The following is an 18,545-nucleotide window of genomic DNA, read 5'->3' as shown; positions in this document are numbered from 1 at the left end:
GCAGTCATTTTTTTGATTTCTCTAGATGTTTCTGAAATATGGTATAATAGAAGCATGGCAAACAAGAATACAAGTAAAACAAGACGGAGACCGTCAAAAGCTGAATTAGAAAGAAAGCAAGCTATCCAAAGGATGTTAATTTCCTTAGTCATAGCTTTTTGCTTAATGTTCGCTGCTCTTAGATTAGGAGCAGTTGGACTCACGCTTTATAACCTTATTCGATTACTAGTAGGAAGTCTGGCCTATCTGGTCATCTTTGTCGTCCTAGTCTATCTTTTTTTCTTCAAATGGATTCGGAAGCAAGAAGGTCTAATCTCAGGTTTTCTTTGCATTTTTTCAGGCTTATTGTTGATTTTTGAAGCTTATCTTGTATGGAAATATGGCTTAGAGCAGTCTGTCTTTAAGGGGACTTTAGCCCAAGTTTTGACAGATTTGACAGGCTTTCGTGTGACTAGCTTTGCTGGAGGAGGACTTCTAGGTGTTGCCCTTTATATTCCAGTCGCCTTTCTCTTTTCAAATATTGGTACTTACTTTATCGGAGCTATCTTAATCTTGATCGGTGCTCTTCTAGTTAGTCCCTGGTCTGTCTATGATGTCGCTGATTTTCTTGGAGCACGTTTTGCACTTTGGATGGAGCGACGCGAGCAGAAGAAACAGGAACGTTTTATCAAACGAGAAGAAGAAAAAGCTCGTAAGGAAGCAGAGGAACAGGAAAGACTTGAGAAAGAACAGGCAGAGCAAGCCTTGTTGGACATACCTCCTGTTGATATGGAAACTGGCGAGATTTTAGAAACGCCCCCTGTTCATTTTGATGATTTACCACCTCTTCCAGAGGAAGAATGGGTAGAACCTGAAATTATTCTCCCTCAAGCAGACTATGAAGTTCCTAGCGAAGTTGACATTCCAGAGGAAGATGAGTTCTTAGAGGATGAGGATGTTGAGGTAGATTTTTTTGCTAAAAAAGCTTTAGAGTACAAACTTCCAAGCTTGCAACTTTTTGCACCCGATAAACCTAAAGACCAGTCCAAGGAAAAAAAAATCGTTCGCGAGAATATCAAGATTTTGGAAGAAACCTTTGCAAGTTTCGGTATTAAGGTAACGGTTGAACGTGCTGAGATTGGTCCATCGGTTACCAAGTACGAAGTCAAGCCAGCCGTTGGTGTGCGGGTCAATCGCATTTCTAATCTAGCAGATGACTTGGCTCTGGCCTTGGCTGCGAAAGATGTCCGTATCGAAGCTCCAATTCCAGGGAAATCCTTAGTCGGGATTGAAGTGCCTAACTCTGAAATTGCGACCGTCTCTTTCCGAGAGCTCTGGGAACAGTCACAAACTAAACCTGAAAATCTGCTAGAAATTCCCCTTGGGAAAGCAGTTAACGGAACAGCTCGTAGTTTTGACCTAGCTAAAATGCCTCACTTACTAGTGGCTGGTTCGACAGGTTCTGGTAAATCTGTTGCAGTCAATGGTATCATTGCAAGTATTCTCATGAAGGCGCGTCCAGACCAAGTCAAGTTTATGATGGTGGATCCGAAGATGGTTGAGCTATCAGTCTATAATGATATTCCTCATCTTTTGATTCCGGTCGTAACCAACCCTCGTAAGGCCAGCAAGGCATTGCAAAAGGTTGTTGATGAGATGGAAAACCGCTATGAACTCTTTGCAAAAATTGGCGTTCGTAATATTGCTGGTTTTAATGCTAAGGTTGAAGAATTTAACGTTCAATCCGAGTATAAACAAGTACCTCTACCTTTGATCGTCGTGATTGTCGATGAGTTAGCTGACTTGATGATGGTAGCCAGCAAGGAAGTAGAAGATTCTATTATCCGTCTTGGACAGAAGGCGCGTGCAGCTGGTATTCATATGATTCTTGCAACGCAGCGTCCTTCAGTGGATGTTATTTCTGGTTTGATTAAGGCCAATGTACCATCTCGTGTCGCATTTGCAGTTTCGTCAGGGACAGACTCTCGTACTATCTTGGATGAAAATGGAGCTGAGAAATTGCTTGGCCGAGGGGACATGCTCTTTAAACCAATCGATGAAAACCATCCTGTTCGTCTGCAAGGTTCTTTTATCTCGGATGATGATGTGGAGCGTATTGTTAGCTTTATCAAGGCTCAAGCAGATGCTGACTATGATGAAAGCTTTGATCCCGGAGAGGTTTCTGAGACAGAAGGTGAGTCTGGCACAGGAGATGAAGGTGGAGATCCGCTATTTGAAGAAGCTAAGGCTCTGGTCATTGAAACTCAAAAAGCGAGCGCATCCATGATTCAACGTCGATTATCAGTTGGTTTTAACCGAGCAACTCGCTTGATGGAAGAATTAGAGATGGCTGGAGTTATCGGACCTGCAGAAGGAACGAAGCCACGAAAGGTTTTACAACAATAAAAAACGAAAAAATAGTATAAAAATGCATGGAAACTTTATTGGAAAGTTAGTCAAAAATGGTCTAACTTTTCGATGAAGTTTCCTTTTTTATAGCGATTTCTTTAGAAATAAAGCCATCTGAAAATCGTTTCAGAATTGCCCAATAAATGGATTTTACTTTTACTAGCTTTACCTATTAAGCTATTGATTTTTAAGCTGTTTTTGATATATTAAATTAGTATAGAAAAAATTATATGCTTATCCAGAAGTGTTTAAAAATTGAGGAGGATATTTTTTTAAAACAAAATGCAAACGCTCACTTGATAAACTGAAAGGAACAAAAAAACCGATGGATAAAGGATTGTTTGAAAAAAGTTGTAAATATAGTATTCGGAAATTTTCACTAGGGGTTACTTCTGTTATGATTGGTGCAGCTTTCTTTGGAACTAGCACTGTTCTCGCAGATTCTGCTCAGACTGGTTCTACAGCAAATATGCCGGCAGATTTGGCTGCAGCTCTTGCAAATGCTAAAGAGGACGGAGGGCATGATTTTGAAGCGCCAAAAGCTGGTGAAGACCAAGGTTCTCCTGAAGTAACTGAAGGACCAAAGACTGAAGAAGAATTGCTGGCAAAAGAAAAAGAAACTGCAACAAGCTCAGCAATTTCAGATACTCTTCCTGAAGAACTACGTGGAAAACTTGATAAGGCTGAAGAAAATGGCCACACTGCCTCAAAAGAAGAACTAGAAAAAGAAGATAAAAGCCTAGTCCCAGAAGATGTTGCTAAAACAAAAAATGGGGTATTAAACTACGGTGCGACTGTCGAAATTAAAAGTGCTGCAGGGCTTGGTAGTGGTATCGTTATTGGGGAAAATCTCGTTTTATCTGTTTCTCATAACTTTATCAAAGATGTTCCAGATGGTAATAATCGTAAGGTAGCTGATAATGTTGATAGTGATGGAGATGTCTATACAGTTTCTTACAAAGGGGCACCGGACGTCAAATTCAGTAAGAATGATGTGAAACACTGGGATCGTGAAGGGTTCCTCAAAGGATATAAAAATGATCTGGCAATTGTTAAGCTTCGTACACCTCTTGCAAATGCACCTGTTGAAGTGACTGAGAAGCCTGCAACAACTAAGGTAGGAGATAAGGTTCATGTATTTGGATATCCAAAAGGAGAGCTTGATCCAATTTTGAATACTACCGTTGAGGATATTAATAATCACGGAGAAGGTGTTCGTGGAATTAGCTATCAAGGAAGTGAACCAGGTGCCAGTGGTGGCGGTATTTTCGATGAAAATGGGAAATTGATTGGTATCCACCAAAATGGTGTCTCTGGTAAACGTAGTGGTGGTATACTCTTCTCACCTGCTCAGCTAGAATGGATTCAAAACTATATCAAGGGTATTGAAACAACGAAATCAGCTGGTCTATATGCTCTCGATAAACAAGTGGAAAGCAAGGAAGAAAAACCAAAAGAGGACAAACCTCAAGAAGAAAAACCAGCTGACAATAAGCCAGCAGAAAACAAACCAGCAGAAAATAAACCTGCTGAGAATAAACCAGCTGAATCAAAAGAAGTTTCTCCAGAATGGAAAACAGTTGAAAATAAAGACCAACAGGGAACAGTAACAATCCGTGAAGAAAATGGAGTTCGTTACAACCAATTAGCTTCAACTGCTCAAAATGACAATGGTAAGAAACCAGCCTTGTTTGAAAAAGATGGTTTGACAGTCGATGCTAATGGAAATGCCACAGTTGATTTGACCTTTAAAGAAGAATCTGAAACTGGTAAATCTCGCTTTGGTGTCTTCATGAAATTCAAAGATACCGATAACAACGTTTTTGTAGGTTACGACCAAGGTGGATGGTTCTGGGAATACAAATCAAATGGAAGTGGACTTTGGTACCAAGGTAATCGTGTTGCAGCTCCTGTTAATGGCTCAACCAACCACTTGACCATCAGTCTTAAATCAGATGGACAGCTCAATGCAACTAACAATGATGTCAAACTTTTTGACACCCTTACCTTGCCATCTGCAGTAAATGACAAACTCAAAGATGAGAAGAAAATCGTTCTTAAAGCTGGAACCTATAACAGCAGCGAACGAACCATTGTCAATGTCAAAACTGATGACCAAGAAGGTGTGAAAAACGATCAAGAAGCCGCTGAAAAAGAAAAGGGCGACACAGTAGATGATAGCAATGTCAAATACGACACTATCGAATCTACAGTATTGAAAGCAGTCATCGACCAAGCCTTCCCACGTATTAAAGAGTACGTCCTAAATGGCAACAAGCTTCCAGGTCAAGTGCAACCGATTAATCAAGTTGTGATTAACAAGCACGCTGTGACTCCTGAAGTTACTTATAAGAAGATTAATGCAACGACTGCTGAATATGAAATGAAACTCCGTGATGCGGAAAACCTTATCAATGCAGATATGACCGTTCGTTTGCAAGTGGTGGACAATCAACTTCACTTTGATGTAACTAAGATTGTCAACCATAACCAAGTAACACCAGGACAGAAGATTGATGATGAACGCAAACTACTTTCTTCAATCAGCTTCCTAGGAAATGCCTTGGTATCTGTATCAAGCGACCAAGCAGGAGCTAAGTTTGATGGGGCAACCATGTCAAACAACACTCACGTAAGTGGTGACGACCATATCGAAGTAACAAATCCAATGAAAGATTTGGCAAAAGGTTACATGTATGGATTTGTTTCAACAGACAAGCTTGCAGCAGGTGTATGGAGCAACTCACAAAACAGCTACGGTGGTGGTTCTTACGACTGGACACGTTTGACAGCTTACAAGAATACTATCGGTAATGCTAACTACGTTGAAATTCATAGCTCTGAATGGCAGTGGGAAAAAGCTCACAATGGTATTGTCTTCCCAGCATATACTAAGGAACTTCCAAGTGCTAAAGTTGTCATCACAGAAGATGCCAATGCTGATAATAAAGTAGACTGGCAAGATGGTGCGATTGCATACCGTAGCATCATGAACAACCCTCAAGGTTGGGAAAAAGTAAAAAATATCACTGCTTACCGTATCGCCATGAACTTTGGTTCACAAGCACAAAACCCATTCCTTATGACCTTGGATGGTATCAAGAAGATTAACCTCCATACAGATGGTCTTGGTCAGGGTGTCCTCCTTAAAGGTTACGGTAGTGAAGGACATGACTCAGGTCACTTGAACTACGCAGATATCGGTAAACGTATCGGTGGAACAGAGGACTTTAAAGCTCTTATTGAAAAAGCTAAGAAATATGGTGCCCACCTCGGTATCCACGTTAACGCTTCAGAAACTTATCCTGAATCAAAATACTTCAATGAAAATATCCTACGTAAAAATGCTGACGGTAGCTATAGCTATGGTTGGAACTGGCTTGACCAAGGTATCAATATTGATGCAGCTTATGACTTGGCTCATGGACGTTTAGCGCGTTGGGAAGAATTGAAGAAAGAATTGGGTGAAGGTCTAGACTTCATTTATGTCGACGTTTGGGGTAACGGCCAATCAGGTGACAACGGTGCTTGGGCAACTCACGTTCTTGCGAAAGAAATCAACAAACAAGGTTGGCGCTTTGCAATTGAGTGGGGCCATGGTGGTGAGTATGACTCTACCTTCCATCACTGGGCAGCTGACTTGACTTATGGTGGCTATACCAATAAAGGTATCAACAGTGCGATTACTCGCTTTATCCGTAACCACCAAAAAGATGCTTGGGTTGGTGATTACAGAAGCTACGGAGGTGCGGCAAACTACCCACTTCTAGGCGGATACAGTATGAAGGACTTTGAAGGATGGCAAGGTCGTAGCGACTATAATGGTTATGTAACCAACTTGTTTGCTCATGATGTTATGACCAAGTACTTCCAACACTTCACTGTTAGCAAATGGGAAAATGGTAAACCAGTAACCATGACTGACAATGGTGGTACTTACAAGTGGACACCTGAGATGAAGGTTGAATTGGTTGATGAGAACAACAACAAGGTAGTTGTTACTCGTAAATCGAATGATGTCAATAGCCCACAATACCGTGAACGAATTGTTACGCTTAATGATCGTGTCATTCAAGATGGTTCAGCCTACTTGACACCTTGGAACTGGGATGCCAATGGTAACAAGCTTACTGGTGACAAGGAAAAAATGTACTACTTCAATACTGAAAAAGGTGCAACAAATTGGACACTTCCTAGTGACTGGGCAAACGGCAAAGTTTACCTTTACAAACTAACAGACCAAGGTAAGACTGAAGAACAAGAAGTGGCTGTCAAAGATGGTAAGATTACACTCGACCTTCTAGCAAATCAACCTTATGTTCTTTATCGTTCTAAACAAACTAATCCTGAAATGTCATGGAGTGAAGGAATGCACATCTATGACCAAGGATTTAACAGTGAATCTTTGGACCATTGGAAGATTACAGGTGATGCATCTAAGGCTGAAATCGTGAAGTCTCAAGGTGCCAACCAAATGCTTCGCATCCAAGGCAATAAAGAAAAAGTTAGTCTCACTCAAAAATTGACTGGCTTGAAACCAAATACTAAATATGCGGTCTATGTCGGTGTGGATAACCGAAGTGATGCTAAAGCAAGCATTACTGTTAATACTGGTGAGAAAGAAGTGACCAACTACACTAACAAATCACTCGCTCTCAACTATGTTAAAGCATACGCTCATAACACACGTCGTGACAACGCAACTGTTAATGATACAAGTTACTTCCAAAATATGTATGCCTTCTTCACAACAGGTTCAGATGTATCAAATGTAACCTTGACCTTGAGTCGTGAAGCAGGAGATGAAGCAACTTACTTCGATGAAATCCGTACTTTTGAAAATGATTCAAACATGTACGGTGATGGTCATGATACTGCAAAAGGCGTCTTCAAACAAGACTTTGAAAATGTCGGTCAAGGTATCTTCCCATTTGTTATCGGTGGTATCGAAGGTGTTGAAGATAACCGTACTCACTTGTCTGAAAAACATGGACCATACACACAACGTGATTGGAATGGCAAGAAAGTTGATGATGTTATCGAAGGAAATTGGTCACTCAAGACAAATGGTCTCGTAAGTCGTCGTAACTTGGTTTACCAAACAATTCCACAAAACTTCCGCTTTGAAGCAGGCAAGACCTATCGTATTACATTTGACTATGAAGCTGGATCTGACAATACTTATGCCTTTGTAGTCGGTAAGGGAGAATTCCAATATGGTCAAACGAGCAATATGGAAGTGCATGAATTGCCAAATACTTGGACAGATTCTAAGAAAGCGAAACGTGCAACCTTCCTAGTAACAGGTGCAGAAACTGGCGATACATGGGTAGGTATCTACTCTACAGGTAATGCAAGTAACACTCGCGGAGACTCTGGTGGTAATGCTAACTTCCGTGGCTACAATGACTTCATCATGGACAGACTTCAAATCGAAGAAATTGTCTTGACTGGTAAGATGATGACAGAAAATGCTGTCAAGAACTATCTTCCAACTGTTGCTATGACCAACTACACCAAAGAAACAATGGATGCTTTGAAAGAAGCAGTCTTCAACCTCAGCCAAGCAGACGATGATATCAGTGTAGAAGAAGCTAAGTCTGAAATTGCTAAGGTCAATGCTCTTAAAGACGCTTTAGTGATGAAGAAAACAGCTCTTGTAGCAGATGACTTTGCAAGTCTTACAGCTCCTGCTCAGGCTCAAGAAGGTCTTGAAAATGCCTTTGATGGCAACGTGTCAAGTTTATGGCATACATCATGGAGCGGAGGAGATGTTGGCAAACCAGCAACCATGGTCTTGAAGGAACCAACTGAAATCACAGGCTTCCGTTATGTTCCACGTGGTTCAGGTTCAAATGGTAACTTGAGAGATGTTACTCTTGTAGTAACGGATGAAACAGGTAAGGAACATACCTTCAATGCAACCAATTGGGCTGATAACAATAAGCCAAAAGATATCGACTTTGGCAAGACTATCAAAGCTAAGAAGATTGTCCTAACAGGAACAAGAACTTACGGAGATGGTGGCAATAGATATCAATCTGCTGCAGAATTGATTTTCGCTCGTCCACAAGTTGCTGAAACTGGTCTTGATACTACAGCTTATGAAGCAGCCTTGGCTAAAGCTCAAAAATTGACTGATAAGAGCAATCAAGAAGAAGTGGCAAGTGTTGTTGCTAGCATGAAATACGCAACTGATAATCACCTATTGACTAATAGAATGCTTGAATACTTTGCAGATTATCTTAATCAATTGAAAGATGAAACACCTACTCCAACACCGGACCCAGAACCGACACCAGATCCACAGCCAACTCCAGATCCAGAGCAAACTCCGAACCCAGAACCAACTCCAGATCCTAAACCAGAAACTCCAACATCAAGCAAGGGTGACGAAACAGCACCAGTCGTTGAAGTTCCGGAATTCACAGGTGGTGTAAATGGTACTGAAGCAGCTATTCATGAAGTTCCAGAATACACAGACCCAATCGGTACATCAGGGGATGAGCCAGCACCGGTTGTAGAACTTCCAGAATATACAGGGGTTCTAGGTACAGTAGGCGATGAGCCAGCACCGGTTGTAGAACTTCCAGAATATACAGGGGTTCTAGGTACAGTAGGCGATGAGCCAGCACCAGTTGTAGAAGTTCCAGAGTATACAGGACTAGTTGGAACTGCAGGAGAAGAAGTAGCTGTAAACGAAGTTCCAGAATTCAAGGGTGGAGTTAACGCAGCAGAAGCAACTGTGAGCCAAGCACCAGAATTTACAGGTGGTGTAAATGGAGCAGAAGCAACGGTTCATGAAGTACCAGAGTTTACCGGAGGTGTGAATGGAAGTGATGGCGCAATCCATGAAGTTCCAGAATACAAAGGCCAAATTGGTACAGTAGGTAACCAACCTGCGCCTGTAGTGGAAAAACCAGAGTATCGAGAAGATTCAAAACTTTCAGTAGAGAATAAAGATACATCTAAAGAGGTGAATTCAAATGCTCTTCCAAATACGGGTGAACATAATTCTGAAACAGCTCTCTTCATCGCAAGTGTTAGCATGGCAGTTTCAGCAGCACTCTTAGCTGTCAAAAGAAAAGAAGATTAAAAAATAAGAGAGTTTTCGTCTAACGATGGCTCGAGCTCCTTACTTATTGTAGTGGAGAAAAACAAAACCCGGAGAGGACCTCTAGGTCCTCTTCTTTTTCTAAAGGGGAATGAGAACGCTTACTCTTGAAGCGTATGAAAGGAAACAGGAGAAAAATGGGAAAACACTTATTTGAGAAACGGTGTCATTACAGTATACGTAAATTTACAATCGGCGCAGCTTCTGTCATGATTGGTGCCAGTATCTTTGGTGCCGGAATGGTTCAAGCAGCAGAAAAAGAAGTTCCTGTAGAAACTGAGGGAGCAGTAACACAGGTCCAACCACTGGAAAAGTTACCAGCAGATTTAGCATCAGCTATTGATAAAGCAGAAGCAAATGCTGGTGCCGTCGAAAATAAAGCCACTGAGGTGGCAACTCAGCCAAATGTAGAAGAAACTCCGAAGAAAGAAGTAGAAACTCCGACAGTTGCTCCCCAAGCTGAAACAAAACCAGTTGCTAAGGATTTAGTTGAAACACCAGATGTCAATCATCTAGAAAAGGCGACTGCAACAGCTTCAAACCATGAAGCCAACACACCATTTACAGCAGAAAAGGCAATTGATGGCAAACCTGATACTCGTTGGGCTACTGACCAAAACGTTGAGAAACCAACAATCGAATTTACACTTGAGAAGACAACTGTAATTAAGCATGTGGAAATTGATTGGGATCGCCGTCTTCGTGGTCAACAAAACGATCCAAATATCAAATCTTGGAATCTCTACTACGCTGGGCAAGATGATGTAAATGGTTCAGGTAACAAAGAATGGAAGTTGGCTCATCAAAGAACAGGAACACCTGTACTTGATGAAAAGGTTGACTTAAAAGAAGCTATCCAAGCCAAATACCTTAAACTTGAAATCACGGATTACCAAGCTGGTACAATGAACTGGAAAAATGTTGGGATTCAAGAAATTCGTGCCTATTCAAACATTCCAGACGCTAGCAAACCGACAGACATTCGCCAAGTTACAGAACTAACAGTTGCTGAAGACGGTAAGTCAATTGTTTTACCGAGCTTGCCAGGAAAAGTTAGCTTGATTGGTAGCAACAAACAGGGAGTTGTTGATCTTAATAACAAGATCTACAAACCCTTAACAGATCAAACTGTCAAGGTAATGGTCCAACAAGTCAAGGATACTCATACCTTCACAAAAGAATTTGAAGTCCTTATTAAAGGATTACATGCAGACGAAGGCGTTGGTACTAAGCCAGCAGTTGCACCAGCAGTTCAACAATGGTATGGAACTGAAGGCAAAACTTCTATTACAGCTGATACCGTGATTTCAGTTGGCGATTCTGGATTTGGTCAAGAAGCTAAATTCTATCAGACTGACCTTGAAAGTCGTGGGCTAGAAATCGCTACAGGTGATCAAACGGCTCAAAAACGGATTGAATTTAAGAAAGTTGTAGATAAAGGCTATGGCAAAGAAGGCTATGGTATCACCATTAAAGATGGAGTTATCACAGTAGAAGCGGCGACCAACGCAGGAGCCTTTTACGCAACTCGTACTCTCCTTCAGATGGGAGAAAAGGATTTGCAAAACGGAGAAATCCGTGACTTCCCAAGCTTCAGTCACCGTGGCTTTATGCTAGATACAGGTCGTAAGTTTATTCCTTATGATACGCTTGTAGACATCATGCTCAACATGGCCTACTACAAGATGAACGATCTTCAGTTGCACTTGAATGACAACTATATCTTCCTAAAAGATCACTTGGCTGGTAAGAATCTTTCTCAAGATGAAGAACTGGATTATGTTCTTAAAAATGCCAAGACAGGATTCCGTGTAGAGACTGATGTTGTCGGTGAAAATGGTGAAAAATTAACATCTGACGAGCATTACACTAAGGAAGAAATGCAAGAAATTATCAAGTTGGCCAAAGCTTTGCATATCAACCTTGTTCCTGAAATTGATACACCAGGTCACGCTCTTTCATTTGTTAAGGTTAGACCTGACCTTATGTACAAAGGCAGTCTTAGCGATTATAGGGGCAAGCACAATGTTGAACGAGTTGCTATGTTGGACTTGGATAACAAGTACGAAGAAACACTTGCTTTTGTCAAATCAGTCTATGATAAATTGCTCGATGGTGAAGACGCACCACTTCATGGCGTTTCTACTGTTCATATCGGTACCGATGAGTATTATGGTAGTCGCGAAAGCTATCGTCGCTATGTCAACGATATGATTCAGTATATCAAAGGCAAAGGCTATACACCACGTATTTGGGGTTCACTTAGTGCTAAACCAGGTGCAACACCAGTTGATTGGAAAGATGTAGAAGTTGATATCTGGAGTATCGGATGGCAACGTCCAGCTGATGCTATTGCTCAAGGCGCAAAGATTATCAATATCACAGATATTCCAACCTATAGTGTTCCAAGTGGAAGCAACAGTCAAGGTGGATATGGAGATTATGCCAACTATGAAACTCAATACAATCGCTGGACACCGAATGACTTCTCAACAGGTGGAGGACCACGTCTAGAAGCCTCTAATCCAAATATCCTTGGTGGTGGTCATGCAGTATGGAATGATAATATTGACCTCCATGAAACTGGACTCACTTCTTACGATATCTTTAAACGCTTCTTCAAGAGTATGCAATCAACTGCAGAACGCACTTGGGGTTCAGACCGTGCAGCCAAGACCTACGCAGAACGTGTTCAACCAGCAAGTGTCTATGCACCACAATCTAATCCAGATAAGACCGTAGCTGAAGAAGACTTGTTCAAGATTAATCCTGAGACTGTCAAAGATTATCTTGCTAAGAAAGTGAAAACAAGTGAAAAAGGATTGAATTTCGATAAAGACAGTACAATCGAAGGTCTAGTTGGTGACGCAGGACCAAGTCATGTCTTGAAAATGGATGTTACTGTAACTGGTGACGGTGAACAGACCTTCTCAACAAGTGGCAATAATCAACTTTATCTTGCAGATAAGGATGGCTACCTTGCCTATACTTTTGAGCAATTCCATATTCAATTCAACAAGAAACTTGAAAAGAACAAACGTTATCAAATCTCTGTTGTAACGAAACCACAATCGACAGAAGTTTATGTAGATGGTGAAAAGGTTGAACGGATTGCAAATCCAGCTAATCCTCGTTTTGCTCATAATAGCTTGGTTCTACCACTTGAAACAATCGGTGGTTTCAAAGGAATCTTGCATAGTGCTGAGTTGTCAAATGAACCATTTGTAAATCCACGTTTGATTCCAAATAATCATTTTACAGTTTCTGCAACTAGTCAAGAATTACCAGGTACCAATGCAGAAGGTCCAGTAGAAAAAGCCTTCGACAATGATCCAAACACCTTCTGGCATTCAAAATGGTCTGGACATCAAGCACCATTCACAGTTGCTATGAACTTGAAAGCAAGTGAAAAAGTCAATGGTTTGACTTATCTTCCACGTCCAGGTGGTGGTAATGGTGTCGTGACATCTTATGAAATATATGCTCAAAAAGATGGTCAGATGGTTAAAGTTGCTTCAGGAACTTGGGAAAACAATGCCAAAGAGAAAACAGTGAACTTTGATGCAGTTGAAACGGATAAGGTAGAGTTAAAAGTTCTAGCAGGTGTTGCAGGATTTGGTAGTGCTGCAGAAATTCAACTTCTGAAACCAGTTTCGACCAGCAAGGTAGAAGAGCCAGTTAGTCCAGAGAAACCTGTGACACCAGAAAAACCTAAAGTTGAAGAAGTAAGCGATGGTACAACTGAACTTGCGGATAACTTTGTAGCTACAAAACCTACAAGTGACGAGGCGGTTGCTGCAGCATCGAAAAGTCAAGATTACCTTAAGAAAGAGTATAAGGTCTTCCCAACGCCACAAAAAGTAACTTACGATGAAGGTGTTACAAAACTCCATAAACAAGTCAATCTTGTTATGGGGGATAATTTGGATATCTATACTCGTAACCGCTTGAAGAGTGTTTTACAAGATCATCAAATCTCATATACAAGCAGTCAATCAGCAGTGGCAGGTGCTACCAATATCTACCTGGGTGTTCATGGTCAAAATTCCCAGGCTGAAAAAGAAGTGTCTGGAATTTCTCAAGGACTCTTTGATAAGATTGATGCCTATGCCTTGTCAATCAAGAACAATACAATCTCTATCGTCGGTAAAGATACAGATGCTGTCTTCTACGGTTTGACAACTCTCAAACACATGCTTAATGAAAGTGAAGCTCCAGTCTTGCGTAACGTAACAGTTGAAGACTATGCTGAAATTAAGAACCGTGGCTTTATCGAAGGATACTATGGTAACCCTTGGAGCAATGCTGATCGTGCTGAGTTGATGCGTTATGGTGGTGACTTGAAGTTGACCCAATACTTCTTTGCACCAAAAGATGATCCATATCACAACAAGAAATGGCGTGAACTTTATCCAGAAGAAAAACTAGCTGAAATCCGTGAATTGGCGCGTGTCGGAAATCAAAATAAGACTCGTTATGTATGGACCATCCACCCATTCATGAATAACCGTATCCGTTTTGGCAACGATGCTGACTACCAAAAAGACCTTGAAACTATTAAGGCTAAATTCACTCAATTGATGGATGTCGGTGTTCGTGAGTTCGGTATTTTGGCCGATGATGCCCCAAGTCCAGTTGGTGGCTACAATAGCTACAACCGCTTGATGAAGGACATGACAGACTGGTTGACTGAAAAACAAGCAACTTATGGTGGCCTTCGTAAGGAAATGATATTTGTCCCAGGTCAATATTGGGGTAATGGCCGTGAAGATGAGTTGAAAGCACTCAATGAAAATCTTCCAACTTCAACCTCTATGACCCTTACTGGTGGTAAGATTTGGGGTGAAGTATCCGAAAGCTTCCTCTCTAACCTTAAGAACAACCTGGCTGCAGGTGGTAAGACCTATCGTCCAGTTTCTCTATGGGTCAATTGGCCTGTTACAGATAACTCTAAACAACACTTAATCTTAGGTGGAGGTGAGAAATTCCTTCATCCAAATGTTGATCCTAGTCTTCTTTCAGGTATCATGTTGAATCCAATGCAACAATCTGAGCCTTCTAAGATTGCTCTCTTCTCTGCAGCTCAATATGCATGGAAACAATGGAAGTCAGAAGAAGAAGCTAAGAAAGTAAACGATATTGCCTTCAACTTTGTTGAAAATGGTAAGTTTACAGATAGCGAAGCATCTCTTGCCTTCCGTGAGCTTGGTAAACACATGATTAACCAAAATATGGATGGCCGTGTTGTGAAGTTGGAAGAGTCTGTTGAACTTGCACCGAAATTGGCGGCCTTCATGTCTAAGTTGAAAGCTGGTCAAGATGTTGGTGCAGAGCGTGAAGGCTTGCGTGCAGAATTTGCGAAACTAAAAGCTGCAGCTCAACTTTATAAAGCCTCTGGTGATGAAAAGATGCGTGCTCAAATCCATTATTGGTTGGACAATACCATTGACCAAATGGATGCCTTGAGTGCTCTCCTTGATGGTACAGAAGCTATCGAAAAGAACGATTCTGCAAAACTTTGGGATAGTTACTATAAGGGATTGAAACTATATGAACAGTCTCAAACTTATACCTTCCATTATGTAGACCATGATGAAAAAGCTGAGTTGGGTGTTCAACATATCCGTCCATTCTTGCTTGGACTGCGTGAAATCTTGGCAACAGAAGTTCAAAAAGCCTTGCATCCAGACCAAGTTATCAGTACATTTATCACAAACCGTACAGGTGTAGAAGGCGGACTTGCTGAGGTAACTGATGGAGATTTGGGAACTCATGCATTAATCAAATCGCCAAACAGTATCAAGACTGGTGATTATATTGGTTTGAAATTTAACAAAGCTGTTCCACTCCAAAACTTGACCTTTGCAATGGGAACTCAAGCAAATCCTCGTGATACCTTTAACAATGCTAAGGTTGAGTATCTCAATGAAAATGATGAGTGGGTAACACTTTCAGAACCAAGCTACACTGGAAATGAATCTCTTATTAAATATGAAAAACTCAATATTCGTGCCAAGGCTGTTCGAATGATTGCGACTTCAGATCGTGATAATACTTGGTTTGCTGTAAGAGAAATTGCTGTTAACCGCCCTGTGGAAGTTACTCGTGCTAAACAGCCAGCTACTGTGACGATTAGTCCAAATCTTATGTACAAGTACAATACGACAGTTGGTCAGATTACAGACGGTCGCGACAATACTGAAGCCATGCTTGCGAATTCTGATCGAACTGATACAACTCCAGTAAATAGTTGGGTACAACTAGACTTAGGCGAAGTCAAACCTGTGACTAAGGTTCGTCTCCACCAAGGTTCAGGAGATAAATTAGCAGAAGGTGTTCTTGAATATTCTGCAGATGGTAACTCATGGCAAGAATTGGATCGCTTGACTGGTGAACAAACCAAAGAAATCGAAACTCCAATTTCAGCTCGCTATGTTCGTATTCGCAATACTAAGAACATCAACCTATGGTGGCGTATCGCTGACTTCTCAGTTGAAACACGTACAGGCAATAGCCAATTGACTGATACAAACGTTGAAAGCTTGAAGTCAACTCCAGTTGATGATAGCCTAGGCCGTTATAATATGCAAATTCCGAGCGGAACAAAACTTCCAGCTAATAGCTATTTGGGTATGAAACTTGATCGTCTGCACCAAGCTGAACTCATTCAAGCGGTTGGTACAGAAAACCCATCCCTCAATTTGGAATACTCTCCAAATGCCCAAGAATGGTATCCAGCTAATCAAGTGACTGATAAGTCCTTGGTACGTTATGTTCGTTTGGTTAATAAGACTAATCAAGAACAAGCAGTGACAGCAACATCTCTACTTGTTCAGACAAAAGAAGTTCAACCAACCACACTTGATTCGACATCAATGGGAATCCATCCAACATATGGTCGCAATGACGTTCGTAAGATTAAGAACTTGGATCAATTGTTCGACGGAGTTTACAATAACTTTGTAGAGTTTTCAGACTATGCGCGTAAAGATGGTCATATCACCTTGAAGCTTGGTAGTGAACGTGCAATCAAGAAAATTAGAGCTTACATTCAAGACGGCACTCAAAACTATCTCCGTGATGGTAAGATTCAAGTCAGTCAAGATGGCAAGACTTGGACAGATCTTGTGACAGTTGGTGATGGTGTTGCCAATGAGACACGTGATGATTCCTTGACAGATGGTTGGACACATGATTCTAAGATGCCAGGAAACCGCTACATCGAGGGTGAACTTGCAAGTCCAGTTAAAGCCAATTATCTCCGTGTTCTATTTACAGCTAACTATGATGCTCGTTTTGTAGGCTTCACTGAGTTGGTGATCAATGATGGCGAATTCGTGAAACCGATTAATGATCCAACTGTTCAAGGAAACAGTGGTGAAAGCCAAGGTAACCTCTACACCAACCTCGTAGATGGTAAAGTCTTGACTAGCTACAAGGCTGAGAAAGACCAAGGTGAGCTTGTTTACCACTTGTCAGAACCGACAGATGTGAACCATATCCGACTTGTTTCAAGTCTTCCGCAAGGAGTGAAGGCTCGAGTATTGGCTCGAACTCTTAAATCAGATAAAAGAGATTCTTGGTCAGAAATAGGTGAGATTACCTCAAGCTTCCAAACATTTGCTGTCCGAGATAAATCTCCATTATTGGATGTGAAACTTGTTTGGGAAGGAGGTAAACCAGAGTTCTACGAAATGACGACATTCCACCAAGAACTTCCAGAGGAACCAGCCAAACCGGCTCCAACTACAAGTAAGGGTGACGAACCATCACCAGTAGTAGAAGCCCCAGAATTTACTGGTGGCGTAAATGGTGTCGAAGCAGCTGTTCATGAAGTTCCAGAATATACTCAAGCCATTGGAACAGCAGGTGATGAGGCAGCACCAGTAGTAGAAGTCCTAGAATTCACAGGCGGCGTTAACGCAGTCGAAGCAGCTGTTCAAGAAGTTCCAGAATACACTGAAGCTATTGGTACAGCAGGTGATGAGCCAGCACCAGTAGTAGAAGTCCCAGAATTCACAGGTGGCGTTAACGCAGTCGAAGCAGCTGTTCAAGAAGTTCCAGAATACACTGAAGCTATTGGCACAGCAGGTGATGAAGCAGCTATCCATGAAGTCCCAGAATTCACAGGCGGCGTAAATGGAGTAGAAGCAGCTATCCATGAAGTACCAGAGTATACTGAAGCTACGGTAGAAGCAGACAAGATTCCAGCACCAGTAGTAGAAGTTCCAGAATTCACAGGCAGTGTCAATGGAGTAGAAGCAGCTATCCATGAAGTACCAGAGTTCACTGGTCACGTAAATGGATCAGAAGGAACTACTCACGAAGTTCCAGAATTTACTGGAAGTGTGAATGGTTCAGCCCCAACTACACGTGAAACTCCAGCATACACAGATGAGCAGTCTCTTGTAGCTCTTACTATGTCACAAGATAAGATCTACCAAGCACCTGCAAGTCATCCATACAAGCTCCCAGAGACAGGTACTAAAGAAAATGCCGGCCTTGCAGCCGTAGGTGTTGTAGGAGCACTTCTTGGTCTCTTTGCTATGGGAAAGAAAAAAGACGACGAATAAGATGATGTAAAAGCATCTAAGTCATAGAGATTGGATCAAGAGACTAATCTCGACAATAAAAAGCGGACAAAACTAGTTTTCTGATCTACAGAGACTGGTATTGTTCGCTTTTTCTTAGAGTGAGGAAGCTGATGGTCATTGAAGTTCCTTGGATAAAACATTTCGAACTCCTAACGAAGTCCTTAAGTCGCAAGTCAATTTCTACCATTTAGGATGTTTTGATGACAATTTAAGAAAGAGCAATCTTTTCCTAGAAATAAATGCTAAACTATAATTGTTCCTAAACATGATTTAGTAATTCGGTGGTCTGGTTCAACCCTAAAAGAATTAAACCGATCTTACAAATTAATCAGAAGAGTATTATTGAATTGGATTTAAAAATAGCTAGTAGAGAAAAGTAAATCTGAAATTTGATGTTCTCTTGTGAGTAAGACTAAGGAGTTATTCTATTCATTTATTTGTAGAAAGCT

At 41.3% G+C, this 18,545-nt stretch carries 3 protein-coding genes; all 3 read left to right on the top strand.

What is annotated here, in order from left to right; all coding sequences use genetic code 11:
* Window positions 1-54: 54 nt before the first annotated feature.
* The 3 genes from QM450_RS02065 (at window position 55) to QM450_RS02055 (ending at window position 18,075) form a co-directional block, all read left to right on the top strand.
* Window positions 55-2,385 (top strand): DNA translocase FtsK, encoded by a 2,331-nt coding sequence (locus QM450_RS02065; protein ID WP_414319519.1) that lies wholly within the window; start codon window positions 55-57, stop codon window positions 2,383-2,385.
* A gap of 328 nt (window positions 2,386-2,713) precedes the next feature.
* The gene (locus tag QM450_RS02060) at window positions 2,714-9,484 is read left to right on the top strand and encodes a SpGH101 family endo-alpha-N-acetylgalactosaminidase (protein WP_414319518.1); all 6,771 of its coding nucleotides are present in this window, start codon (window positions 2,714-2,716) and stop codon (window positions 9,482-9,484) included.
* Between the two features lie 155 nt (window positions 9,485-9,639).
* Window positions 9,640-18,075: an SIALI-17 repeat-containing surface protein gene (locus QM450_RS02055; RefSeq protein ID WP_414319517.1), complete on the top strand. Its 8,436-nt coding sequence runs from the start codon at window positions 9,640-9,642 to the stop codon at window positions 18,073-18,075.
* Window positions 18,076-18,545: the final 470 nt, after the last annotated feature.

Origin of the sequence: Streptococcus infantis, from assembly GCF_047464615.1 — a bacterium.
In the GTDB taxonomy this organism is placed as follows: Bacteria; Bacillota; Bacilli; order Lactobacillales; family Streptococcaceae; genus Streptococcus; species Streptococcus infantis_Y.
The sequence above is the reverse complement of the archived record's forward strand: the minus strand, read 5'-3'. Positions and strand labels throughout refer to the sequence as shown.

What these genes read in the sequence shown, in the direction of transcription:
- QM450_RS02065 (WP_414319519.1), top strand. Translation starts at nt 55, where the DNA reads ATGGCAAACAAGAATACAAGTAAAACAAGACGGAGACCGTCAAAAGCT.
- QM450_RS02060 (WP_414319518.1), top strand. Translation starts at nt 2,714, where the DNA reads ATGGATAAAGGATTGTTTGAAAAAAGTTGTAAATATAGTATTCGGAAA.
- QM450_RS02055 (WP_414319517.1), top strand. Translation starts at nt 9,640, where the DNA reads ATGGGAAAACACTTATTTGAGAAACGGTGTCATTACAGTATACGTAAA.